We start from the raw sequence: 26,503 nt of genomic DNA, 5'->3' as shown, positions 1-26,503 counted from the left end.
AGTCTACTTATATTTAATAATAGCAACTTTAATACAGTCTTCAATTAATCTATCTATTTTTTCCCAATTCGTATCTAAATTGTATTTTTTCAATAAATCATACAATACATCTCCTAAAGCAATATTTATTTTACCTGTAATATCTACATTCTTATACCATTCAATGATTTTGTTATCCCCTATTCTAATGTGTTTTAAAATAGTATTATCAATATTAAGACTAGCTTCAATATGAAATTTAGTCTTTAACAATTCTGAATCATCATAAATTGATTTACTGAAATTATAAAATGCTAACGCTGCATCCTTATTTGCTAATTCTTCTGGAGCACCATCTGACCTGCCGTGTAAAAACTTCTCCTCAAGTTCTCTAGCTTTATTCAAAAATTCAGCTTCCTTAATTCTCTTTTGATAATATTCTTCAATTGTTTCTTTAATTAAGTCTGCTAACTTTTTATAGTAAACAGGGTCTTCAACCATTTTTACATTTATGGCTTTTAATGTACGACTCGCAATATGGTCTGCTTGAGCTGCTTTTCCAGTTATTTTTTCTAGTTCAGCATCCCTCTCTTCTTTGTTATGTATGTTTACCAAGGGAGTTATTTTGAGTATTTCTCCCTCTGTTGATAGGTGATTATTTATTAGCTTCTGAATCTGAGGCTCAAATTCATGATAAGATAAATCATCAAAATATCTTCGTTTTACAGCAATACGCAATTTCAAAAAGAATTTTGCGTCCTTTTTATATGAATTAATTTTACCTTCATCAGTATTGGAAACAAAGTCAACAGATGATAATGCCATCTTGAGAAGCCTAGTAAAATAACTTAATTTCTCATAAAACTTGTTTCTTATATCTTCGGGATGTAAAAACTCTTCATATGCCGAAGGCTCAAACTTTTTGTCTTTTATAGTTTTAAATATATCCCAAAGCTCTGTGTGTGCTTGAGGCAATTTCTCAGCCTCCTCACTAATCTTAATTAAGGCTCCCTCCAATTCAGAGTCATCAAAATCAGATAATCCAGAATATGTACTTAAAGCATCATCCAAATTTTCTAAATTCCCATAATAATCAATAACATAGCCATAATCTTTTCCAGGACACACCCTGTTTACCCTGGCTACAGCTTGAAGCAATGTATGTTCTTTTAATGATTTACATAAATATAAAATGGTATTATTAGGGGCGTCAAATCCCGTTAACAGCTTAGCAACAACAATTAAGATTTCAGGATGTTCTCGCTTTTTAAATTGGGTTATTACACTCTTTTCAAATCGTTTTAAATCACCATATTTATCAATCATGGCGTCAAAATATTTATCTTCTATATCTTTAGACTCATTTACATTAAAAAATCCATCAGTATAATCTTCTCTTGGGTCAGACCTCGTAACGATTACTTCAGATGTCACTTTTCCGATTTCATCTAAACATTTTTTATAATGTAAAGCAGTTTTAATAGTCGGAGCTACTAATTGGGCTTTTGGCTTGTATTTGTCTCCATTGGTTTGAAAGAAACTACAATAATGTTCACTAATATCCCATGCTCTTGCATAAACAACTTGTTCAGCTTTATTAAGTTCATTTACTGTATTGAATTTTTTCTTTAATGCTGCTTTACCATAATCACTTAATGGCTCCGATACTCTATCAAAGAATCTGTTTATTGGGTCTTCATTGATAGTCATTAAATTATGTCTTCCTTCATAAAGTAACGGCACTACAGCACCATCTTCAACAGCGTCCTTTACTGTGTAAGGAATACCTATATAACCTCCAAATTTATTAGAAGTGCTTTTTTCTCTCTTCATCAAGGGCGTACCTGTAAAAGCTATAAAACAAGCATTAGGAAACACTCTTTGCATACTAACATTAAAGCTACCATATTGTGTTCTATGCCCTTCATCTATCATCACAAATATATTAGGCGACAAAAAGAGCTTCTTATTTTGCTTTACAGCTGCTTCAAATTTGTTAATTATAGTAGTTATAATAGCATCACTTTTCTCATTTAAAAGTTCAGTAAGATGTGTGCCCGTTTTTGCCTGCTTAACTTCTTTGTGACATTTTTTAAATGTGTCAGAAATTTGGTCATCCAAATCTATCCTATCCGTTACTAAAAGTATTTTAGGGTTACTTATCTCTGGACTCGAAGCAATCATTTGAGCAAGCATAACCATTGTAAGGCTCTTCCCACTTCCTTGAGTATGCCAAATAACACCTCCTTGCCGCTTCCCTGTAATATCAAAAGGCGTGACTCTCTTTAGTGTATCGTTAACAGCAAAATATTGTTGATATCTTGCGATTTTTTTAACACCTTCATCATAGAGTGTGAAATTTCTAATTATGTCAATAATTCGGTCTTTTCTGCATAAACTATAAAGTATTTCATCCTGCTTCGTAACTAAACGCTCCTCACTCTCTAAACCATCAAAATAGGGTTTAGCATAACTGAATCCGTACTTTCTTTCAGCGAATAATTCTACCTTTTGTTCATGTGATAGCGTTTGATTTTTTAAAGCTTTTAGATTATTCCAATAACTGGTTTCTTTTTCCTTGTTAGAAAACTGTTCTTTCCAATTCGCCCAAAACTCTTTTGAAGTCCCTGTTGTAGCGTATCTGGCATCATTAGCGGCAAGACTTAGTAATAAATTTGAGTAAACATATAAAGACCTAATTCCTTTTTTACTAAAATTTCTAATATGTTGCTCAATTGCCAATTCTGTAGGTGACTTGGTACCGCTTAATGCTGGACTTTTACATTCAATAATTACGGTTGGTATTCCATTTATGAACAGAACAACATCTGGTCTATAGTGGTCAGTTCTGCCAGAGCGTAATACACTAAACTCTTCAGTAACATGAAACTCATTATTTTTAGGATGTTCCCAATCTACATAATGTAATGTGTGGCTTTTTTTATCACCATCAATACTTTGTTCCATCGCTTTACCCAAAGTAATTAAATCGTAAAAAGCAGCATTAGCATTAATGAATCCATCATGAATGGGCAAGTCTTTTATTGCGAGAATAGCTGTATTAATATTAGACTCAGTAAACTCATAAGTCTTACCTTTCCTCTTAATACTATTTATTTTTTTTAGCTGTGTTCTTAACACATCCTCAAATAAAACGTTAGATTCTTTATCCTTACGAAGTTCCAATGCCTTACTTGGTGAGACATATTTATACCCCAAATTTATCAGCAATTGAATCGCTGGTATTTGTGATATATGGTCTTCTAAAAATGATGGTGTATTCATAACTCAATTGTTTCTAAAAATCTTACTTTACCATTATTCCATTCAATTATCGTTTGATATTGGTAATTTTCATCATCCGAATAATTTATTTTTATTTTAAAATTAGAGTCTTTTGGATGTCCAGAAGTCCGTCCTGAAAGCTGAATATATTTATCTTTTTCAATTACGATGTCTTGATTCCATTTTTGAATCCAAAAGGCACCTTCTCCTTCTAAAACATCAAACCCTTTATAGAATGCTCGTTCTCCACGATTGTTAATTTTGATATGAATAGTATGGTCAGTTCCATTATAACCGCTACCATTTGTCCATAACTTTGGTTTTACAGTCATTCTTAATCGCCTCTCAGTTAATTCATTTAATTTAACTAACTCATCTATTTGCGATTGTAATTCATTATCGTTTTGTACTAATTTTTTCAATTGAAATAAAGTATATCCAATTGTTAACACTCCTAAAATTGCTGCAATCCAAAGTCCCCAATATTCAATACCCGACAAAGGCTCTTGAATAGTATGAACAACAAAATCACCATCAGGTCGCTGAAGCTTCACCAAATTCTCTAAATTCAACCTTATAGTATCCTGAACACTCAATATTGTATCTTTTACAATACCATTTTTAGTATTTTTTAATATGATAATTTTATCCTGCATTATTAATCAGCTTTATCTTGAATATTCACTTTAATACGTTTTGATTTCTGAATTTTTGGGTCAAATTTCAGTCTTAATGTCTCGGTTATAACATCAATTGCCGTTACTGCTAAAGCGTTATCTTGAAAAAAAAAGTCAGTTGCTATTCCTGCAAGTTTAATATGCTTTTTGCCCTCGATTATATTCTCTTTCATTGGCATGTACCATAATCCACAACCACTCATACCATTTGGGTCTGGAAGATTTGAAAATCTATCACTTGAATTAGTGCTATTATAATTACGATTATAATAATTCAGAATAATTTTACTATTTACATCGTATTCAGGCACTTGAGTAAATTTACCCGTCTTAGAATTTGTCTGTAATATTAATGGATTAGGTTTGAAGCCTATAATTTTATTGTTCTCGCTAATTTTATCAGTCCACGCATTTGGAAAACCAAAAAGAAAATAATCGTGATTATCTGAAATTTTATGGTCTAATTCAAGCTCATTCTCGCTAATAAAATCAAACATTTTTTTAACTTTCTCAATGGTGTTGATATGCAACTTAACTATAACAAAATCGAGTTTATCATCTTCTCTTGTTTTTCCACTATCAACCACAGTATTAACCACTTCACCTCTTATCTCAATCATCTCTGAACCATATGGAATGTACATATTAGAAGCCACCTTGGTATTAATTACATGAGAAGCAGAAAATAAAAAATAGTCGTTTTGATTCGTGAAAAAAACTCCCGAACCAATGTTTTTTAAAACAGTCTGTTCATTAAGTGATTGATAGCTATAATATAATTGACATGTATATTTTAAAGCAAACTCTCTGCAAATCAACATTTGATTTTCCAACAACTTCTTAACGATTTCCATAGCCTTACACTTTAACCCTAATATCACCTGTTAACAATTTTTGCATCAAGCCTTTTTTCTGGACTTGTAATTGTTTTAAATAAGCTTGATAATGTTCGATTTCTGCATCAGCTTCTTGCAATATATTAGCAATTGCTGTTTGTTCGTCTTTTGACGATGGGGCTTGAAACTTTATGATTGCTAAATCTTTAAACTTGCACATCCAAGTATCGCTAACCATACCTTGTGAATTTCTGTAGAACTTATGAATCATCTCCTCCAATTTAAATAAATAGCTAAAGAATACTGAATCTGTATGCTCCTTTGGCTTCAGAATAGTATATGCTGGACTCACAATCCCTTCTAATGATGACAGAGCACTTCTTCCTTGCCACATACGCATGGTATTATAACCTATGTCACCGATGCAAATTCTTTTGTATTTAGATTTGTTTGAATTAGAAGAATCCTTTTTTTCTGTGTTATCTTGAGGGTAAACACCATTTCTACCAACTGATAACAACTTAAGATTATCATGTCCTGTATCTTTTCTTTCAGTAAAGAAATTACCAAGTTTATCTTCTTGCCATTCATCATTAAAACTAGCTAAGCGAGTTTTACCAGTTAACAATTGTTGCATCAAGCCATTTTTACGTAGCTGTAACTTTTCAAAAAGAGATTTTGTTTTTTCAATAGCTTCATCCCACTCTGATAAAATTTTTCCTATTTTTTTTTGCTCTAAATAAGATGGATATACAACAGGTATATTTTTACAAACAGCCTTATTCAATTTTGGTTGGGTAATACTTGTGTTATATTTTCTATAATCCAAACTTTCTAAGTAATCATTAAGAAAATCTATATCTACATTTGGCTTAACTCTTAAAACGTGTGCATGGTTATTAACCCAGATTTTCCCTTTTACTTTAAAAGCTAAACGACTACTTCTATTTAATATATTAGCACCATCTTCACCTAGTAATATCAGTTCCTCATCAAATATGTAATTGCTTACATAATCTATTATTCCAGAGGCACCATAATATGGGTATTCACCTTGAGCTTTACTTCTATCACTTTCTTTAATTGGTCTTCTTTGACTGTCAAGAAAATCAACTACATCTTTCAGTTTTTTAATATTCCAATCATCAGGAATCCAACCAGCTTCGGTTTTCTTATAACCTTTTTTTTGTTCTTCTATTACTTCCATATTAAAACCCTAAAGAAATTAAATGTTCCTCTAAACTTTGCTCCACGATTTCAATCTGTTGTTTTATAGCTTTTATTTCCTCTTGAGTAGCTTTAATATTAACAGGCTCTTCTTCTTCAAATGTATCAACATAACGAGGGATATTTAAGTTATATTCATTTTCTGCAATTTCCTCAAATTTTGCTTTGTAGCTATATTTATCTATGGTTTCCCATCCTTTATAGGCTCTTATTATTTTATCAATATTTGCATCGCTTAACTTATTCTGATTTATAGCATCATTAAATTCATTGCTAGCATCTATAAATAATACATCTGTATTATCTCCTTTATTCTTATCAAACACCAAAATGGTTGCAGGAATCCCTGTTCCAAAAAATAAATTTGACGGCAGCCCTATTACAGCCTTTAATAGGTTTTCTTCAATAAGTTGTTGCCTAATCTTCCCTTCAGAACTTCCTCTATATAATACTCCATGAGGTAAAACCACACCTGCTTTTCCATGTTCATTTAATGTTTCAATCATATGAGTTATGAAAGCATAATCCCCTTTACTCTTTGGCGGTACACCTCTATGAAAACGATTATAACGGTCTGCACTTGCATTATCTGCTCCCCATTTATCTAATGAAAAAGGTGGATTTGCGACTACCACATCGAACTTCATTAGTTCGTCATTTTCTTTAAGTAGCGGATTATTGAGTGTATCTCCCCATTCTATATGTGCATTATCCATTTCATGCAAAAACATATTCATACGAGCCAATGCCCAAGTACTACCATTAAGCTCTTGTCCATTTAACGACACATTTTTACTACCTATTTCATCTGCAACTTTCAATAACAAGGAACCTGAACCACAAGTTGGGTCACATACTCGGTCACCATCTTTAGGCTCGACCAATTTTGCTAAAAGCACAGACACTTGTTTTGGTGTATAAAACTCACCTGCTTTTTTTCCAGCATCGGAAGCAAAGTTTCCTATTAAAAACTCATATGCATCGCCTATAACGTCATTTCCAGCAAGATTAGACGGTCTTAAATCTAAATCCACAAAATCACTCAAAAGATGCTTTAATCTGCGATTACGGTCTTTAGTTTGACCTAAATTAGATTCTGAATTATAATTAATATTACGAAACACTTTTTCTAGTTTGGCACGGTTTGCATCTTCAAGATTCTCTAATGCGATATTTATAATGTCTCCAAGATTGGCTTGATTACGATTCTCGTACAGATATTCAAAAGAACTTTCTTCTGGCACCTTAAAACGCTCATGACTCATAGCTCGTTCTACTCTAACTAAATCACCATCATACTTTTGCATGTAATTGGATTTCTTCTCTTTGTTTACATCAGATATATACTTAATAAAAAGCATTGTTAAGATGTAATCTTTATACTGGGTAGCATCTATAGTACCTCTAAAGGTATCGCATGCAGCCCATACTTTCTGATTTATAATTTCTTGTGTTAACTTATTACTCATAATTCTATTATTTAAAATATTTATAATAAGCTGAAGAGAGCCATCAACTGACTCTCATTCAGCTTTTTTTTAATTTATGCAGCTTTTACCTTGCATGACCAATGTGGATAATTGTCTCCTTTATGCCTATTATTCTCCCACTGTAATGGTTGAAGATTATTTAAAGCATCAGAGCCACCTCTGGAAACTGGAATAATATGGTCAATTTCCCAACCATATATAGAATTGACGTTACCATAGTCAGTTCTCTTAATCCAAGCTCCACAGCTATCTTTTCTCCATAGAACTGGATTATTACCACTTACAATTTTAGCCTTTTGCCAAACCGCACTTATTGTAGCTTCCGTAAAACTACCTTTGAATCTGTTTTTATTAAACATTTTCTCATCATTTAAATTTGCCACCCAACATTTTTACGGATTAGGGCAACTAGTAGCCGAGTTCTATCGTGGACATTCCTTTGAAATGTCATTAATAAGGCGTACTTTTGTTTTATCACAAACATTGTTAACTTCAGTTCGGTGACAAGCCACTGAAAGTAACGATACCTTATATTAAGTCTTAAAAAGGAACCAACTTTTTAGGACTTTTTTTATTTGTCTATTTATTTATTTAAATTATTAATCATTTTATTTATTGCCCCTCGCTTTAGGGTTTCCTTTTGCTTTAATAGCTTTTTTGTTAAGCTTATATTTTCATTTAGCAAATGTGATAACTCCATAAGTTTCAACTGTTTTGAAATACTTGGCACTACAATATCTAAGTCCACAAGCTCTTTTTTAGGAATAGAGGTTATAGTAGCTCCTGAGCCAATCAAATTTAACTTGTGCTGCATCTTTTCAGAGTTTAACAGGCTTGCTAAATACTCCCCAAATATTTTTTCTGGATTTGTTCTAATAATATAAAATAGTGAAGATGGTATCGCTTGCCCAAAATCTGGGTCATACGCCCAAGCAAATATTCTATGCCCTTTACCTGCCAGAATAACATCATTAGACCTCAATAAAAACTTATCACTACTGCTATTAAGCTCTACATAACTACCTTCAAATTTAGTAGGCATATATGTGTCATCAAAATGACCCGCATACAAATACTTCACACGCCCCTCATCCTTCGGCTTTTCATAAGAACCGAACAATATTTCATAAGCTATTTCTCCGAGTTTAATATTCATTACTTCATAATATTTTAGTATTACATTGGCAAATGTATGTAAAAAATATTAAAGTATGTATAAAATAATATTTATTTTTTTGTAGAACGTTTCAAATATTATTTTTAGGTATTGTGTTTTGATTTGTTTTTCAAATATACTTAATGTTTTTTAACTACTGTGTAATTTTTAATTAAAGCTTCTTTACACTCCATCTTAATTCTGGTTCCATAGTAAAGTCTTCATTATATTTCATAAAATGCAATTTAACCTCTTGTTTGCCTATATCACATATTCTTAAAAGGATTTGCCCGTTTACTAATTTATCATGGCATGGCTGACTAGAAACTTTTAATTTATTGAATGCAATATTGAAATCTGCTGTTCCTTTGATTTCGTAGTCCTCTTGACTATTATTATTAATTACAGATAAATCAACTCCATTTATATTTTCCTTAAAATTAGGCATTACATATTTATCTTGAAAATATAATTTAGCTATCTCCACTGCTAATTTACCAATGTGAGAGTTTTTACCTATGTTCGAAAATTGGCTATTTAAGAGGCTGAACTGTTTGTTGTTTAATTTGAATGTAACAGATTTCATAATTTCTTTTGTTAACTTCTTTTTTATATGGCAAAAATACAACCTACCACTTAAACCTCACTTTTGACCCCTTTTTCACTAAAATAATCTCCTATAGTATATGCGTATTACATAATCGATTTAATTGATTTTTTCAGTTCTATTCATTTTTTAATATAAATTATCAAAAATGTTAAAGTTAAAACTGGGTATAGAAAGCAAAAAAGGAATGCATTAATTTCATAATATGAAAGACCTGTTAGATTTGCTATATTAATTATGAAATCACAGCAATAGAGGAATATTTCGTTAACTATTTCCATCATAAGCTCTTTTTAATGGTTTTTATTTTATGATGCATGCGAATTGAACTAACCAGTAAATAAAAGATAATTAATGGCAATAGTATTACTAGGAATACAACATTCATCAATTGGTAGCTATTACCTGAATGCAACGATTTTATAATCCCAAAATAGAATGGGTCAATGTAATTGAAATATGGCTGTGCAAACTTTACATGATATTTTTTACAATGACTTGTTGTTTTCTTATAACAATACCAAGAACATTTATCTAATTGAGGCTTATATGGATTCATTGCTTTAACTCCGTTTAACTGAAACGGTTTACCTTTAAGAGAAGGTCTCACTAATTCATTCACTATGACCATTATTAAAAATGGTAGCATTAATAAGGATATATATAAAAACACTCGCTTCATTAAATATTATTTAATACATAAACTAAAATTTAATCAAATTATTTCCAAAAGTTATAGTTCTCCAATACTCTCAAATCAACAACTTGCATACCATCACTCAAATTACACATGAATATATCGACCACTTGATTATTTTGCTCATGGATTATATATGCAAATGCGGGATATACCCTATTTGTGTAAAACTGATAAACTCTATCTCCACAATGACAACCTTTACAAGTGCCTTTTATCATGGTTGTTCTAGAAAAACCCCTGCCTTTCAACAAATCGAATTCATTTTTTAACGATTCTAAAAACTTATACTTATTTAAATCCTGAAAGTATTGGTCTTCCTCAATTAATGGTTCAAATATTGAAGCATCTAATCTTTCACAAGCACTTGTAAAAGTATTCATGATTATCAGTGCTTTTCCTCCTATTGAAGATGTGGCTTTCACTTTGAGTTTAATTAATTCTGTTTTCATAATTATATCGCTTTATAATAACCTCTTAAGTAATTCCTCTTTTTTATTCTCAAATTCTTCCTGAGATATTAAGTTTTTATCTAACAAATGCTTCAGACTTTTATACTCTGTTGACTCTTCAATAATGGTATTTGCTATCTTAACTTCAATACTTTGCTTTTTAGATAGGTATTCATCATCTGAAACTAATCCAGATTTGTTTAATAAATCCAAATGCTCAAGAGATTCATTTTCCCGATTAAAATCATCTTGTTTATAATCCTTTATTTTAAAGCTATGAGGGTCTTTCTTTTGGCTTATACCACTATATAACATTAAACCACCTCCAATGAACAGTATTGAAAACCCATACCAATTGACCGAATAACCTTCTGTAGCAATTTTAGCCAAGAAAATAACTAGAACAAACACTATTAGCCCTCCAATTATAATTTTAAAATATTTTAATGTTTTCATTACTCTTTATATAAAGGTTATTTGCTACAGAGATATGAATTATTCACAAATACCACAAAAATGGGGTCGATAAATAATTGAGATAGAGTCAATTTTAGGCATGCAATTGTCTAAGCAAAAAGAATTAAAATTAATTAAAGAAATAGGCGTGCGAATTCGAGAGCTTCGCCAGGAAAGACAATTGAGTCAATTTCAACTTAATATAGATGCAAACTTATCAAAGAACCAAATTGGTCGTATTGAACGAGCTGAACACATACCAAATATCATTACATTATATAAGATTGCAGAATCATTAGACGTAAGCATCTCTGAAATTGTTGATTTAAAAAAAAATATAATATAATTTTTTTTTGAACCTCTATTCAAACAATATACGGACTACCCTAATTAAAAGCCACCCCCTAGTTGCTCATTTTCCGAATAGTCCCACCTAAAAAAACAGAAGTTTAAGAGCATTTAGTTTGTGTATTCTAGAGTTTGTAATGTTGACAGCTGTATTATCGATGATTGATATGAGATACAGATTAGTTTATCAACTTATTTTGAATCTACCCAACAAAGGTGACTCAAAAAGTGACACGTTTTTAATATAAAAAAAACCAACTATCTATATATTAGATAATTGGATTCTTGTTAAAGTGACCTCGAGAGGATTCGAACCTCCAACCCTCAGAGCCGAAATCTGATATTCTATCCAGTTGAACTACGAGGCCTTAAACTCCTGTTAAGATAGGAATCTATTTGTAATTTATGCTTAAGACAACTTTGCCTTAACAATATTAGAGATAGTTTTACCATCTGCCTGGCCAGCCAATTCTTTATTAACAATACCCATAACCTTGCCCATATCTTTCATTCCTACTGCTCCAACTTCTTCAATAGTCATTATAACTACTTTTTCAATTTCCTCTTCAGTAAGTGCTTCTGGTAAAAACTGACTAATCACTTCTGCTTGATCTATTTCTGGCAATGCCAAGTCCTTACGATCTTGTTCTAAATATATAGCAGCACTATCTTTACGCTGCTTAACTAACTTAGATAAAATCTTAATTTCCTGTTCTTCGGTTAATTCTCCGCCTTCTCCAGATGTTTGAGCTAGTAAAATCTCAGATTTCACAGCACGCAATGCAGCCAATGCAGTTTGATCTTTAGCTTTCATTGCTGCTTTCATAGCAGTCATTACTTCAGTTTGTAAACTCATGATGTATTCTATTTAATTGAATAGCGAAGATAACAAAATTGAACATATAATCTTGTGCTAATATTTCAGTATAAACCAAAAAAAACCCGAAAAATTTATCTCAATTTTTCGGGTTTAACAAAGTGTGAAACACTAAACTAAATTTGCTACTAATCTACGTTGTCGTGTAAAAATGAATTGTTACTTCTTAATTGAATATCGTCGTTTTCATCACTGGAAACAGATGTTCTAGAAGCGTTGGTTTCTGATGAATGCTGAGCATCATCTAAATTCACACCTTGCCTTTTATATGCAGGTTCTTTTTCAATCTCATCAATTTTAGCAGTATTAAACTTGTAATTGAAATCTTTCATCTTACGTCGTCTCTCATCTGCTCTTTCTTTTAATAAGTCGGAAATTGGACTATTCATAGGATCAACTTCTTCACCTAATTGCTCTTCAATAACATCAGATTCTATAGTCTTTTTTTCAAAAACGATTTCTTCTTCAACCTCTGGTTGAACTTTAGTTTTCGTCTCATTCATTGCAGATTCATAAGTCATGAAATCATCTAAAGCATAACGCTTCTCGCCTTCTTCATTAGCCTCTGTAACAGGAATCACCTCGACATGCTCTTTTACTTCCATGTCCTTAACTTCGTCTTCTAGAGTAAAAAATGTTGTATCATCCTCCTCAATTTTAGCTTCTTCAACTTCTTCTTCCGAAGCACCAAAAGATAATGGTAAATCAAACGTGAGTGTGATTTGTTCTTCTTCTACTTCTTCAATCACCACTTCTTTAATCTCTTGTACTGGTGTTATAACAAACTCTTCTTCTTGGACTTTATGATCTAATACTTCATCATAAACAACGTTCATGTTTTTGATAATGTCTGTAGTTGTAATTAAATCTGTTTCAAAATTATTTTCAACAACATCATTTACATCTTCATCATCATCCATTAAAGTATGTATAACAACCTCAGGAGTTTTTGGAGTTTCTTTTTCGAGAATGATATCTGGTGTTATAATTGCTGGATCACTTTCTTTAACATGAATATCATCGTTTCTTTCATCTTCTAATGCATGAACAACTTTCTTTTGTTCTGTATTAGAAATTTCATGTTGTTGATCTAAATCAAAACCCGTTGCTATAATTGTTACAGATATTGATTCTTGCAAAGATTCATCTTCACCAACACCCATAATAATGTTAGCTCCATGACCTGCTTCATTTTGAATATGATCATTAATTTCTCCAATCTCATCAATAGTAATTTCCTGAGAACCAGAAACGATAAGCAACAATACGTTTTTGGCTCCAGTAATTTTATTATCATTTAATAATGGCGAATCCAGTGCTTTCATAATCGCTTCTTGTGCTCTAGATTTCCCAGCAGACGTTGACGATCCCATGATAGCTGTTCCGCTATTACTTAATACAGTTTTAGCATCACGTAAATCAATGTTTTGTGTATAGTGATGTGTTATAACCTCTGCAATACCGCGAGACGCAGTAGCTAATACCTCATCTGCTTTAGAGAAACCTGCTTTAAAGCCTAAGTTTCCATAAACTTCACGAAGTTTATTATTATTAATCACTACTAAAGAATCAACATGAGAACGCAATGTATCAATACCTTTTGCAGCTTGTTCGTTTCTTGTTTTTCCTTCAAACTGAAATGGCATCGTCACAATACCTACAGTTAAAATATCTAATTCTTTAGCAAGTTTAGCAATCACTGGCGCAGCTCCTGTTCCGGTTCCTCCACCCATTCCTGCAGTAATAAATACCATTTTTGTATTGGTATCTAACATGCGACGCAAATCCTCTACACTCTCTAATGCAGCTTGCTCGCCTACTTCAGGATTTGCTCCTGCTCCTAAACCTTCGGTTAAATTAACTCCTAGTTGTATTTTGTTTGGGACACCACTGTTTTGTAGTGCTTGCGCATCTGTATTACATATCACAAAATCAACACCTTTAATCCCTTGTAAAAACATGTGATTAATAGCGTTGCTTCCTCCTCCACCTACTCCAATCACTTTTATGACGTTTGATTGGTTTTTTGGTAAATCAAATGCAATGTTGCCTAATTCATTGTTGTTGCTCATAAACCTACTTTTATTCTATTTATACTTTTATTCCCCCAAATAACTCCGACACTAATACCTAATCGGAGTTATAAGTAATATTTTTACTCTGCGTTATCTAAAAAATCTTTTACACGCTCTGTTAATTTGTCTAAAAAAGATTTGCGCTCTTTTTTTGGTGTTTCAATCACCTCTTCTTCTTGTACTATATTTTCTTCGGAAACATCAACTGCCACAGAAGACATCTCTTCAACTTCTTTCTCGATACGTTTGCGTTCTTGGCGTTTTAAACCATCCATTACTAAACCAACTGCTGTTGCAAACAACGGACTCGCAATATCATCATCACTGCCTCCAGCTAAATGTTCATTAGGATATCCAATTCTAGTATCCATTCCTGTAATATATTCAACCAATTGCTTTAAATGCTTTAATTGAGCACCTCCACCTGTTAAAACAATACCTGCAATTAATTTTTTCTTTTGTTCTTCGTGACCGTAATTTTTTATTTCTACATACACTTGTTCAATAATCTCTACAACACGAGCATGAATAATTTTAGAGAGGTTTTTTAATGTTATCTCTTTTGGTTCACGACCACGTAAACCAGGAATAGAGACAATCTCATTATCTTTATTTTCTCCAGGCCATGCCGAACCAAATTTTATTTTTAATAACTCAGCTTGCTTTTCAATAATTGAACAACCTTCTTTAATATCTTCAGTAACCACATTTCCTCCAAAAGGAATCACAGCTGTATGACGTATAATCCCATCTTTAAACACTGCTAAATCTGTTGTTCCGCCTCCTATATCTATCAAAGCAACTCCTGCTTCTTTTTCTTCTTGACTTAACACTGCGTTAGCAGATGCTAATGGTTCTAGTGTAATACCTTCTAATTCTAAACCAGAACTTTTTACACAACGACCAATATTTCTAATAGATGATACTTGACCAACTACCACATGAAAATTAGCTTCCAATCGTCCACCATACATCCCAATTGGTTCTTTAATTTCTGCCTGACCATCAATCTTATATTCCTGAGGTAACACATGAATGATCTCTTCACCAGGAAGCATGACTAATTTGTGAACTTGATTGATTAAACGATCAATATCTTCTTCATCAATTACCACTTCAGAATTTGATCTTGTGATATAATCACTATGCTGCAAACTTCTAATATGTTGTCCTGCAATACCAACTGTAACGTCTTCAATTTTAAGTCCTGCTTCTGCCTCAGCTTCCTGTACAGCTTGTTGGATAGATTGAATAGTTTGTGTAATATTATTAACCACACCTCTATGCACACCCAAACTCTTGGATTTACCTATTCCTAAAATTTCGGCTTTGCCATATTCATTCTTACGACCAATCATTGCCACAATTTTTGTGGTTCCGATATCTAGTCCTACTGAAATTTTATTATTCTCCATCCTCTTACTTTTTGGTGCAAATCACTTGTTTATCAAACTTTAAATTCACTAGTTTATAATTATCTAATGATTTATCTTTCATTGCCTTCTTATAGAACGCTTTTAGATTATTAATTTTCTTATCTAATAATTTTAAAGTTCCCAAATGGATATTAAAATCATGATTTCTAAATTTCAAATCAATTGTTTTGTCCTCATTTTGATGAATCACTACGATGTGTTTCAACAAAAAATCATCACTTTGTATTTTTTTAGCTATTGCATACACATTTGCTAAATCATTTTTCTCAACAAAACCAGTAATAAGTGGCACACGTGCAGTACGATTTGTTGATAAAGGCATAAACGAGCCTGTCTCATCAATGTAGTACGACGCATTTGTACTAACTCTTGCTATAGGTTTTTTTTGTTCAATTTCGGCAGTGATTATACCGTCAACAGTCATAAACACTTGCGCTTGCTTAATCATTGGATTAGAGTTTAGGGCAGATTCCAATCGATTCAAATCTATAATATCTTTAGGCTTATTTGCAACACTCTCCTGATTTTGTATTAACAATTTACTAACAGTTTCATGTGTTACGAAAAGATTGTCGTCATCTACAAATTTTATTTGTGGTGTTTCAACAATTCTAGTTGCATTTCTCATAGACGAAAACGCATACAAAAACACCACTAATACTAGTAGTAATCCAACTTTTATGTAACCATAATTAACTCGCATGACTCAATGCTTTTTTAATATGCTTAACCTCTTCTCCAATATCTCCTGCTCCAATAGTTAAAATAATAGGAGCATCACTGTTTTTAATAACATTTACTAATTCTGTTTTTTGAACTAGTTTCTTGTTTTTATTTTCAATTTTATCTAATAACCATTGAGATGTCACGCCTTCAATAGGCTGTTCTCTCGCTGGATAAATATCTAATAATAGGATCTCATCAAAATTTGATAAACTTTTAGCAAACTCATCAATAAAATCGCGTGTTCTGCTAAACAAATGTGGTTGAAAAACAGCCAACACTTTTTGATCAGGATACATTTCTCTTACAGCTTGATGTACTGCATTAATTTCTTCAGGATGATGTGCATAATCATCGATATACACTAAATCATCGGTTTTAATCTGATAGGTAAATCTGCGTTTTACACCTTTGTAAGATGCTAAAGCTTTGGCGAGCTGCGGTTGAGGGAGACCATATTCTACAGACATCGCCAAGGCTATTAATGCATTCGACAGATTATGTCTACCAGGCAGGTTAAATTTGAAATTTTCTAGTAATGTAGTTGGAGTTTTTACATCAAACTCATAGCTACCATTGACTATTTTTATGTTTTCTACGGAATAATCACTATCGTCTTCAATTCCATAGGTAATACCTTTTATTGGTAATCCATTTTTGACGAATAGTTTTCCGTTTGGTTTTATTTTTTTTGAAAAGTCTTCAAAAGATTTCACAAGTTCTGAAGCGTCTCCATAGATATCCAAATGATCTGCATCCATAGATGTAATACACGCAAAATCTGGCGACAAGGTCAAAAATGAGCGATCAAACTCATCGGCTTCAACTACAGAAACTTCTGTTCCGTTGAGGATTAAATTAGTATTATAATTCTCACTTATTCCACCAAGAAAAGCGGTCACCTTAACATCACATGCATTCAACAAATGACCTAAAATACTTGTAGTTGTTGTTTTTCCGTGGGTACCAGCAACAGCCAAGCAAAACGTTTGTCTCGTTATTTCTCCCAAAACCTGTGAACGCTTCATCACATGAAACCCATTAGCATTAAAGTAATTTAACTCACTATGTGATTTAGGAATTGCAGGTGTGTAAATTATTTGTGTTGTATTTACATCTAAAAAAGTGGCATCAATATGCTTTATATCATCTTCAAAATGAATTGAAACCCCTAAATCGACTAACGCATCTGTAATTTCTGTTTTCGTTTTATCATAACCTCCAACAGTTAATCCTTTAGCTACAAAAAAACGAGCTAATGCAGACATACCAATGCCTCCAATACCAATAAAATAAACGCTATGTGCTTGCTCTAAATTCATTTACCGTTGCAATAGTTTTTCAACCTCGTCTGCGATATCTTTTGTTGCATTGACTAATGCTAATTGTTTTATATTTTTACTTAGTTCATCTCTCTTTTCCGAAGACGTCATTAATACATCAAACTCTTTTTCAAACTGTGCATCTAAATCACTCTCTTTTATTAAAATAGCTGCATTTTTATCTGCAATTGCTTTTGCATTTTTGGTTTGGTGATCTTCAGCAACATTTGGTGACGGAATAAAAATCACTGGTTTCCCAACCACACAAAGCTCAGAAACCGAACTCGCTCCAGCTCTAGATATAATAACATCTGCAGCTGCATAAGCCATATCCATATTATTTAAAAAGGCATGAACTTGCACATGATCTAAATCATCGTAATGCTTATATTGCTGATAATACAGTTTACCACATTGCCAGATGACTTGTATGTTTTTTGAATTGAAATAGTCTAATTGCTTTTCAATTAATTGATTGACACGTCTTGCACCCAAACTACCACCTAAAACTAAAAGGGTATGCTTACTATGAATCAAAGTAAAGGCATCTTTACCTTCAATATGTTTACCTTCTATACCTAATAAATCTTTACGAATTGGATTACCTGTTAAAATGATTTTTCCCTTCGGAAAGAACTTTTCTAATCCTTCATAAGCCACACAAATTTTATCTACTTCTTTAGATAGTAATTTATTAGTAATTCCTGGATACGAATTTTGTTCTTGAATTAAACTCGGGATTCCTTTTGATGTTGCCGATTTCAACAATGGACCGCTTGCAAACCCTCCAGTTCCAATAACTACATCAGGTTGAAACGTATTTATGATTTTACGTGATTTTAGTAAACTTGACATGAGTTTAAAAGGAAATGCTAGATTTTTTAAAGTCAGTTTTCGTTGTATTCCAGAAATCCAAAGTCCTTCAATTTTATAACCAGCTTGAGGTACTTTTTCCATTTCCATACGATCTGATGCTCCTACAAATAAAAATTCTGCATCAGGAAAACGAGATTTTAATTCATCTGCAATAGCGATTGCAGGATAAATATGACCTCCTGTTCCTCCACCTGATAATATGATTTTATAGTTACTCATTAAATCGTTTCACTTAAAATTTCTAATGGATTATCCTCATTAATTTCTTGATCTTTAATTTGCTCACGTTTTGCACTTACACTCAAAACAATTCCAATGGCTAAACAAGTCATCCATATGGATGTTCCACCACTACTAATAAGGGGTAAGGTTTGACCAGTTACTGGAAATAATTCTACCGCAACTGCCATATTTATTAAAGCTTGAAAAATAATGGGCAGACCAACACCTAAAACAAGCAATTTTCCGAAGATAGTATCAGACTTTTGAGACACTATCACGATTCTAAATAACAACCAAGAATATAACATCAGTAAAAACAAACCTCCAATTAGACCGTATTCTTCTATAATTATGGCGAAAATAAAATCTGAAGACGATTGTGGCAATACATTTTTTTGAGTACTCTTCCCTGGACCTTTTCCTTGTATTCCTCCAGAAGCTATTGCTATTTTAGCATTTTCAATTTGGTAATCTGCTTCGGTATCTTCTCCATTAGCAAAATTTTCAATTCTACTCGTCCACGTATCCACTCTATTTGGCATTACATCTGGAAATGCTTTAGCTATCAATATAAAAATTGACAACGCTATAATTCCTGTACCTACTATAATTGCTAAATATTTAACAGGATATCCACCAACAAATGTCAACATCATAACCATAAGAAACATGATTGCTGTTGTTGAAAAATTAGCAGGCAAAATCAATATTAAAATAAAAAACACTGGAGCCCATAATGGCAATAACGTCTCTGCAAAAGTGACTTTTTTATTTTGTATTTTTGATAAGTAACGTGCCACATAAACCATCAAAACAACCGCAGCCAATGTAGATGTTTGAAATGACATCCCAACAAATGGTATTTGAATCCAACGACTTGCATTTGCACCATCTATCGTTGTTCCTTGTAGCATTGTCACAACCAATAAGACAATAACTATAGGGATCATCACCATAGACAATCCTCTAAAATAACGATACGGGATTTTGTGAACACCATACATAATGGCAAACCCTAAAAAGAGGTGCATTAAATGTTTTACAAAAAAACCAAAAGTATTGCCAACACCTCCAACATAGGCTAAATTACTCGCAGCACTATACACAGGAAGGAATGAGAAAATTGCCAACAAAGCAGCAATTGCCCAAATTAATCGATCTCCTTTTATGTTTTTAAATAGTGCCTGCACTCTTTTTCTTTTTTATAAATTTCTTACTGCATCTTTAAATTGACGACCTCTATCTTCATAGTTCTCAAATAAATCAAAACTTGCACATGCTGGTGATAACAATACATTTTCTCCAGCTTCAGCAACTTTATACGCTATTTTAACAGCCTCACTCATAAATTGAGTTTCGATAATGATATCTACCATACCACCAAAATTCTCCATCAATTTCTGATTGTCAACACCTAAACAAATTATAGCTTTCACCTTTTCATTTACAAACTGAAACAACTCTTTATAATCATTTCCTTTATCAACACCTCCAACAATCCAAACTGTTGGTGCATCCATACTTTCTAAAGCAAAATATGTTGCATTCACATTAGTAGCTTTAGAGTCATTGATGTATTGCACTTTATTAATTTTTAGTACGTTTTCCAAACGATGCTCAACACCTTGAAAGTTCTCTAAACTCTCACGAATGGTTTGTTTTCTAATTTTTAATAAATGTGCTACTGTTGATGCAGCCATTGCATTTTTAATATTGTGCTTCCCTTCTAAAGCTAAGTTTTTTGTGGACATAATTATTTGGTTGTTATCTATTGTTATTTTTATATTCTCTTTATCTAAATACGCTCCGTTTTCAATGGTTTTAGTCAATGAAAAAGGCAATAATGTGGATTGAACAGGATGCTTCTCTAACCAATCTAAAATTACTTCATCATCTCCATCGTAAATGAAGTAATCATCTTTGGTTTGATTCTCTGCAATTCTAAATTTTGAGGCGATATACTTATCAAACTGATACTCATATCTATCTAAATGATCTGGTGTAATATTGGTTAAAACCGCAATGTGTGGTTTAAAAGCAACTATATCATCCAATTGAAAACTACTAATCTCTAATACATAGTTTTCAAAATCATGTTCTAAAATTTGCTTCGCGAAACTATCACCTATATTACCTGCTAGTCCAACATTTAAATCTTGTTTTAACAAGTGATGTGTTAGCGTTGCAGTTGTTGTTTTACCATTACTACCTGTAATTCCTACAAGTGTTGCATTGGTGAATTTTGACGCAAATTCAATTTCAGAAACTACAGAGATTCCTTTAGCTTTAATCTGTTTAACTAACGCTACTTTATCAGGAATTCCTGGGCTTTTCATGACGATATTAGCATTCAGAATTTTTTCTTCGGAATGCTCGCCATCCTCAAATTCAATCTCATTATGTATAAGAACTTTTTTGTACTTCTCTTTTATAATTCCTTTATCTGTAACAAAAACGTCATAGCCTTTTGCTTTTCCTAAAAGCGCAGTTCCAACTCCACTTTCTCCTCCTCCTAATATGACTAACCTCTGTTTTTTCATTTTTTTCATTCTACACTACAATGCAGAATCTACTTTCATTTATATAGATTCCTGCCTTCGCAGGAATGACAAAACCTATCTAATTTTCAATGTCACAATTGAAATAATGGCTAATAGGATTCCTACAATCCAAAAACGTGTTACAATCTTACTTTCGTGATATCCAGATTTCTGATAATGATGATGTAAAGGCGACATTTTAAAAATGCGTTTACCTTCACCATATTTTTTTCTTGTGTATTTGAAATAGCTCACTTGCATCATAACTGATAAGTTTTCAGCTAAAAACACACCACACAATACTGGAATCAACCATTCTTTACGAACAGCAATTGCGATAACTGCGATAATACCTCCAATTGTTAAACTCCCTGTATCACCCATAAACACTTGAGCTGGATATGCATTATACCATAAAAACCCAATCAAAGCTCCTACAAAAGCAGCGATATAAATTGTGATTTCTTCCACTCTTGGGATGTACATAATATCTAAGTAATCTGAAAAAATGATATTACCAGAAACCCATGCGAATATTCCTAATGTGAGCACAATTATGGCCGAAGTTCCTGCCGCAAGACCATCGATACCATCAGTAAGATTTGCTCCATTAGACACTGCTGTAACAACAATAATGACTATTAATATAAAAACAATCCAAGCATATTTTCCTAAACTTGGATTAATCCATGTTATCAAATCTGCATAGTCAAACTCATTACTTTTCATAAAAGGTATTGTAGTCTTTGTTGACTTCGCTTCTTCCTCAAATAACTTAGAAGGCGATATATTTGGGTTCTCTGCCAATAACACATTTTGTTGCTCTTGAGGTAACTTTTCTTTCATAGTGACATCTTCATGAAAGTACATCGTTGCACCAACTATAATACCTAAACCAACTTGACCAAGGACTTTAAAACGACCTTTTAAACCTTCTTTATTGTTTTTAAATTTCTTGATGTAATCATCAATAAACCCAATAATTCCCATCCATACTGTTGTTACTAAAAGCAGGATGATGTAGATATTCTCAAGCTTTGCTAATAACAACACTGGGATTAACGTAGCCAAAATGATAATAATTCCACCCATTGTAGGTGTACCAGCTTTTTCTACCTGACCTTCTAAACCAAGATCACGAATGGTTTCTCCTACTTGTTGTTTTTGAAGAAATCGAATAATACGCTTACCAAAAATTGTAGAAATTAACAAGGATAGAATAATAGCAACAGCAGCTCTAAAGGTTAAAAACCCAAAAAGTGACGCTCCAGGAAACTGAAACTGCTGTTCTAAATATTCAAATAGATAGTATAACATTGGTTAATTTACTTTTTTCATAAATCACACTTCGACTGCGCTCAGTGTGACGATGGATTTATTATTTCTGTAATTGTCTTAAAAATTCTTGTACTGTTTTGAAATCATCAAAATCAAAGCGTTTGCCTTTAATTTCTTGATACGTTTCATGCCCTTTTCCTGCTATTAAAATGATGTCTTTAGGATTTGCTAACTGACAAGCTGTTTTTATAGCTTGCTTTCTATCAACGATTGACATTGTTTTTTTGAAATTTTGAGGTTCAACACCTTTTTCGATGTCCTCTATAATAGTTTCAGGAACTTCACTTCTAGGATTGTCACTTGTAAAAATCACTTTAGTACTTAAAGCAGAAGCTATATGTCCCATTTTTGGACGTTTTGATATATCTCTATCTCCACCACAACCCACAACTGTAATGAGTTGTTCATTGTTTGTACGTATACTATTAATGGTCTCTAACACATTTTTAAGCGCATCTGGTGTATGAGCATAATCAACAATTGCTGTAATATTTTCTTCGGAAATGAGATACTGAAAACGACCGCTTACACTTTCTAATTCGCTAATTAAACGTAGGATTTCAACTTTCTCTAGCCCTAATAATTCTGCGACTCCATAAATTGCAGTAATGTTATAGGCATTAAAATCTCCAATGAGTTTAGTCCATAATTCACTACCGTTCAATTTCAGTAGTAAACCGCTAAATTCATTTTCTAACACCTGTGCTTTATAATCTGCATAGGTTTTTAATGCATATGTATAGGTTTTTGCTTTCGTATTTTGAAGCATCACCAAACCATTTTTATCATCGATATTTACTAATGCAAAAGCACCTTTTGGTAAATTATCAAAGAATGATTTCTTCACATCTCTATATTCTGCAAAGGTGTCGTGGTAATCTAAATGATCGTGTGATAGGTTGGTGAAAATCCCACCTGCAAAATGCAAACCTTCAGTTCGTTTTTGATGAATACCATGTGAACTCACTTCCATGAAGCAAAACTCAACACCTGCATCATTCATCAATTTTAAATATCTATTAATGGTTAACGAATCTGGAGTTGTGTGCGTCGCTTTATATTCGGTATTATCTACCATAATTTTAACGGTAGACAATAAACCAACTTTGTAGCCAGCATTTTTAAACAACTGATATAAAAGTGTTGCAATGGTTGTCTTTCCGTTAGTACCAGTTACACCAACTAAGCGCAAGTTTTCCGAAGGATTTCCGAAGACATTTGAAGCCATATACGCTAATGCCACATTAGTATCTTCAACTTCAACATACGTGATTCCATCTATTAAATGATCTGGAAGTTGTTCACATACTATTGCAATTGCTCCTTGCTCAATTACTGCATTTATATATTGATGACCATCAACTTTTGTGCCTTTGATAGCAACAAAAACATCACCTTTTGACACTTGACGAGAATCAAAATACAAAGCATTGATAGCTACACTCGTACTGCCTACGACTGCATTTATGGTAACCTTATACAATATGTCTTTTAATTGTATCACGATGATCCTAAAACAATGATTTGATTTGGTTTTACTTTGATTCCTTTATTCACAGATTGCGATGTTATTGTACCAGCACCTTGCATTTTAACTTTGAGTCCCATGTTTTCTAACAAAGCCAATGCATCCATTGCCGGAAGTCCGACAACATTTGGCATAATCGTTTTATGGAGTTGCGCTGTTTTATAATAAGATTCGTAATTTTCATCTGTTTTTACATCTACAACCTCTAAAGATTCTACTTCATCAATTAATGGTGTTTCTGTATAAATTTTTTGAGCTATTCTTTTAAATACAGGACCTGAAACATCTGCACCATAAATACCAATTTTCGTACTCGGTTTGTGTATGACTACGATACATGAGTACTTTGGATTATCTGCTGGAAAATAGCCTGCAAAAGATGATATGTACTTTTTGTCTTTTAACCATTCTTCATAGTTAGAATAATCTGTTCTTGCTGTTCCTGTTTTACCAGCCATTGAAAAATTTTCAGAAAACATCCGACTTCCAGTTCCTCTAACCACAACATTTTTTAAAATCTCTCTGATTTCACCTAATGTTTTATCTGAACATATTTTTTGATTGATGACCTCTTTTTCAAAAGTTTCAATCTCTCTATCAAACTCTTTTACTGCATTTATAAATCTAGGTCTCACCATTTCACCATCATTCGCAATTGCATTATAAAATGTGAGTGTCTGCAAGGGTGTCATTTCTAAATTATATCCATAAGCCATTGATGGTAAAGCATTACGACTCCAATTGGATTTTCCTGGCTCAGGAATGTCTGGAATCCCCTCTCCAATAATTGATAATCCTAACGTATCATTTAGTTTCCAACTTTTGAGACGGTTGATAAATTTATTAGGTTGCTCTGAATAGTGATCATCAATTATTGTAGCCAAACCAATATTAGAAGACACCTCTAGTGCTCTTGCTGCGGAAATTTTACCATAACCACGAGAATCTCTAATAGTTCTACCATAAAAGCGTTTACTACCCATTTTTGTATCAACAACGGTAGATGTATCTATAACTTTATCTTCTAAAGCCGCCATTAATGCCATGACTTTAAATGTAGATCCAGGCTCATGACTCTCTCCTACAGCATAATTAAGACGCTCATAATATTTACCATTAGAATTTCTTCCAAGATTTGAAATCGCTTTAATTTCACCAGTTTTAACATCCATAACTACTGCACAACCATGATCTGCTTCATATTCTTCTAACTGACCTAAAAGCGAATAGTGTGCGATATCTTGAATATTAACATCAATCGTTGTGTAAATATCATAACCATCCTGTGGCTCTACTTGATCATAATCAACGATAGGTTTCCACTTACCGTTTCCTATTTTTTGCATGAGACGTTTCCCATTTACACCTCTCAGATATTTTTTCCCGAAGTAGCCATCAATTCCTGGTCTGGTAACATTTCCGTCTTCATCAATTTTCTCATAACCAATGGTACGCTCTGCAATACCACCCATTGGATGATCACGTTTTTCTTCTTGAGTAACTATAAGACCGCCTTTGATTGCACCAAGATTCAACATCGGAAAATTTCTAATCCTGATATATTCTGAATAACTGATATCTCGAGCTAAAAGGAAATAGCGATTTTTATCTAATCTTGCTTTTTTAATTCTTTTTGAATAATAACTGGATGGTTTTCCAGAAAATTTAGACAATGAATCTGACAGAGGCTTTACAAGCTCATTAAACAACTCTTGTTTAGGCTGAATAGCATCAATTCTAATATCATATTTTGGGATTGAAGTGGCTAATAAACTACCATCTGAAGAATACACATTACCTCTATTTGCAGGAATGTCCATATCTTGAATGGTACGATCTTCTGCCATTGCAATGTATGCGTCACCTTGTACAAATTGGATTGTGCACAACTTAAACACCACAGCAAGCGCGAAGACAAACATACTGCCAGCAACGAAATATAATCTGTTTAATATGTTTGTTTCGGTTGTTGCCACGTTATCAATTCTGTGTTTTTACTTTTATTTTTATTGGTGGATTTTCTGAAATCAGTAATCCTTTTTTCTTCATTTCAATTTCAATTTGAGATGCTTTTTTAAGTCGCATCAAAGTCCCTCGTCCATCTACAAATTGTGACCTCAAATCTTTTGCTTCATTTTTTAATCTTGCAATTTCATAGACTTTTTGATCTGCACTATGCGAACTCGCTATCATGATTATAGCTAAGAATGAAATGAAAATGATAATCCTCCAATTCTTAAAGGAATCATCACTCACTAAAAATTTACCTCTTAATATGCTGTAAATATTTTTTTTCATATTTCATCTCCCTTAAAAAGCAAGACTATATTTTGCTTTATACCTACAAGGATTTTAA

Annotated in this window: 23 protein-coding genes and 1 tRNA gene; 1 reads left to right on the top strand and 23 read right to left on the bottom strand. The window is 32.6% G+C overall.

Going from position 1 to position 26,503, the window contains the following annotated elements; genetic code table 11:
* Window positions 1–3: 3 nt before the first annotated feature.
* From WNY78_RS02545 to WNY78_RS02500, 10 genes are all read right to left on the bottom strand, one after another.
* Complete coding sequence (locus tag WNY78_RS02545) at window positions 4–3,264, bottom strand: HsdR family type I site-specific deoxyribonuclease (protein ID WP_342871604.1); 3,261 nt, start codon at window positions 3,262–3,264, stop codon at window positions 4–6.
* Complete coding sequence (locus WNY78_RS02540) at window positions 3,261–3,920, bottom strand: hypothetical protein (RefSeq protein ID WP_342871603.1); 660 nt, start codon at window positions 3,918–3,920, stop codon at window positions 3,261–3,263. The genes WNY78_RS02545 and WNY78_RS02540 overlap by 4 nt, the downstream gene beginning before the upstream one ends.
* A 2-nt stretch (window positions 3,921–3,922) precedes the next feature.
* Window positions 3,923–4,795 carry a hypothetical protein gene (locus tag WNY78_RS02535; protein ID WP_342871602.1) on the bottom strand — a complete coding sequence of 291 codons (873 nt, stop codon included), beginning with the start codon at window positions 4,793–4,795 and terminating at the stop codon, window positions 3,923–3,925.
* Between the two features lie 4 nt (window positions 4,796–4,799).
* Entirely contained in the window at window positions 4,800–5,984 is a 1,185-nt protein-coding gene (locus tag WNY78_RS02530; protein WP_342871601.1) for a restriction endonuclease subunit S, read from the bottom strand.
* A 1-nt stretch (window position 5,985) separates the two neighbouring features.
* Window positions 5,986–7,473 (bottom strand): type I restriction-modification system subunit M, encoded by a 1,488-nt coding sequence (locus WNY78_RS02525; protein ID WP_342871600.1) that lies wholly within the window; start codon window positions 7,471–7,473, stop codon window positions 5,986–5,988.
* A 74-nt stretch (window positions 7,474–7,547) separates the two neighbouring features.
* Window positions 7,548–7,877: an HNH endonuclease domain-containing protein gene (locus tag WNY78_RS02520; protein WP_342871599.1), complete on the bottom strand. Its 330-nt coding sequence runs from the start codon at window positions 7,875–7,877 to the stop codon at window positions 7,548–7,550.
* A gap of 200 nt (window positions 7,878–8,077) precedes the next feature.
* Window positions 8,078–8,650: a hypothetical protein gene (locus WNY78_RS02515; RefSeq protein ID WP_342871598.1), complete on the bottom strand. Its 573-nt coding sequence runs from the start codon at window positions 8,648–8,650 to the stop codon at window positions 8,078–8,080.
* Window positions 8,651–8,822: 172 nt separating this feature from the next.
* Window positions 8,823–9,236, bottom strand: a complete 414-nt coding sequence (locus WNY78_RS02510) for a hypothetical protein (protein WP_342871597.1) — start codon at window positions 9,234–9,236, stop codon at window positions 8,823–8,825.
* Window positions 9,237–9,977: 741 nt separating this feature from the next.
* Window positions 9,978–10,406, bottom strand: a complete 429-nt coding sequence (locus tag WNY78_RS02505; protein ID WP_342871596.1) for a hypothetical protein — start codon at window positions 10,404–10,406, stop codon at window positions 9,978–9,980.
* A gap of 12 nt (window positions 10,407–10,418) precedes the next feature.
* Window positions 10,419–10,862 carry an SHOCT domain-containing protein gene (locus tag WNY78_RS02500; protein WP_342871595.1) on the bottom strand — a complete coding sequence of 148 codons (444 nt, stop codon included), beginning with the start codon at window positions 10,860–10,862 and terminating at the stop codon, window positions 10,419–10,421.
* A gap of 100 nt (window positions 10,863–10,962) precedes the next feature.
* On the opposite strand from WNY78_RS02500, the gene WNY78_RS02495 reads away from it, so the two are divergent.
* Window positions 10,963–11,208 carry a helix-turn-helix transcriptional regulator gene (locus tag WNY78_RS02495; protein WP_342871594.1) on the top strand — a complete coding sequence of 82 codons (246 nt, stop codon included), beginning with the start codon at window positions 10,963–10,965 and terminating at the stop codon, window positions 11,206–11,208.
* A gap of 296 nt (window positions 11,209–11,504) precedes the next feature.
* Here WNY78_RS02495 and WNY78_RS02490 read toward each other — a convergent pair.
* From WNY78_RS02490 to WNY78_RS02430, 13 genes are all read right to left on the bottom strand, one after another.
* Window positions 11,505–11,578 (bottom strand) — tRNA-Arg (locus WNY78_RS02490).
* Window positions 11,579–11,619: 41 nt separating this feature from the next.
* Window positions 11,620–12,066, bottom strand: coding sequence for a GatB/YqeY domain-containing protein (locus tag WNY78_RS02485; protein WP_342871593.1), 447 nt, complete (start codon window positions 12,064–12,066; stop codon window positions 11,620–11,622).
* Between the two features lie 149 nt (window positions 12,067–12,215).
* Window positions 12,216–14,159 carry a cell division protein FtsZ gene (gene ftsZ, locus WNY78_RS02480; RefSeq protein ID WP_342871592.1) on the bottom strand — a complete coding sequence of 648 codons (1,944 nt, stop codon included), beginning with the start codon at window positions 14,157–14,159 and terminating at the stop codon, window positions 12,216–12,218.
* An 83-nt stretch (window positions 14,160–14,242) separates the two neighbouring features.
* The gene (gene ftsA / locus WNY78_RS02475; protein ID WP_342871591.1) at window positions 14,243–15,577 is read right to left on the bottom strand and encodes a cell division protein FtsA; all 1,335 of its coding nucleotides are present in this window, start codon (window positions 15,575–15,577) and stop codon (window positions 14,243–14,245) included.
* A gap of 4 nt (window positions 15,578–15,581) precedes the next feature.
* Window positions 15,582–16,301, bottom strand: coding sequence for a hypothetical protein (locus WNY78_RS02470; RefSeq protein WP_342871590.1), 720 nt, complete (start codon window positions 16,299–16,301; stop codon window positions 15,582–15,584).
* Window positions 16,291–17,643, bottom strand: coding sequence for a UDP-N-acetylmuramate--L-alanine ligase (murC, locus tag WNY78_RS02465; protein WP_342871589.1), 1,353 nt, complete (start codon window positions 17,641–17,643; stop codon window positions 16,291–16,293). Before murC ends, WNY78_RS02470 begins: the two co-directional genes overlap by 11 nt.
* Complete coding sequence (murG, locus tag WNY78_RS02460) at window positions 17,644–18,738, bottom strand: undecaprenyldiphospho-muramoylpentapeptide beta-N-acetylglucosaminyltransferase (protein ID WP_342871588.1); 1,095 nt, start codon at window positions 18,736–18,738, stop codon at window positions 17,644–17,646.
* A complete protein-coding gene (locus WNY78_RS02455; RefSeq protein WP_342871587.1) occupies window positions 18,738–19,931 on the bottom strand; it encodes an FtsW/RodA/SpoVE family cell cycle protein in 1,194 nt (397 codons plus the stop codon). The genes murG and WNY78_RS02455 overlap by 1 nt, the downstream gene beginning before the upstream one ends.
* A gap of 12 nt (window positions 19,932–19,943) precedes the next feature.
* A complete protein-coding gene (murD, locus tag WNY78_RS02450) occupies window positions 19,944–21,281 on the bottom strand; it encodes a UDP-N-acetylmuramoyl-L-alanine--D-glutamate ligase (RefSeq protein WP_342871586.1) in 1,338 nt (445 codons plus the stop codon).
* Window positions 21,282–21,356: 75 nt separating this feature from the next.
* Window positions 21,357–22,598, bottom strand: coding sequence for a phospho-N-acetylmuramoyl-pentapeptide-transferase (mraY, locus tag WNY78_RS02445; protein ID WP_342871585.1), 1,242 nt, complete (start codon window positions 22,596–22,598; stop codon window positions 21,357–21,359).
* A gap of 61 nt (window positions 22,599–22,659) precedes the next feature.
* Window positions 22,660–24,123 carry a UDP-N-acetylmuramoyl-L-alanyl-D-glutamate--2,6-diaminopimelate ligase gene (locus tag WNY78_RS02440; protein ID WP_342871584.1) on the bottom strand — a complete coding sequence of 488 codons (1,464 nt, stop codon included), beginning with the start codon at window positions 24,121–24,123 and terminating at the stop codon, window positions 22,660–22,662.
* On the bottom strand, window positions 24,120–26,069 hold the full coding sequence (locus WNY78_RS02435) for a penicillin-binding protein (protein ID WP_342871809.1): 1,950 nt from the start codon (window positions 26,067–26,069) through the stop codon (window positions 24,120–24,122). The genes WNY78_RS02440 and WNY78_RS02435 overlap by 4 nt, the downstream gene beginning before the upstream one ends.
* Window positions 26,070–26,127: 58 nt before the next feature.
* Window positions 26,128–26,445 carry an FtsL-like putative cell division protein gene (locus WNY78_RS02430; RefSeq protein ID WP_342871583.1) on the bottom strand — a complete coding sequence of 106 codons (318 nt, stop codon included), beginning with the start codon at window positions 26,443–26,445 and terminating at the stop codon, window positions 26,128–26,130.
* Between the last annotated feature and the right edge of the window lie 58 nt (window positions 26,446–26,503).

It is taken from the genome of Psychroserpens sp. AS72 (assembly GCF_038900375.1).
Classification (GTDB): Bacteria; Bacteroidota; Bacteroidia; order Flavobacteriales; family Flavobacteriaceae; genus Psychroserpens.
The sequence above is the reverse complement of the archived record's forward strand: the minus strand, read 5'-3'. Positions and strand labels throughout refer to the sequence as shown.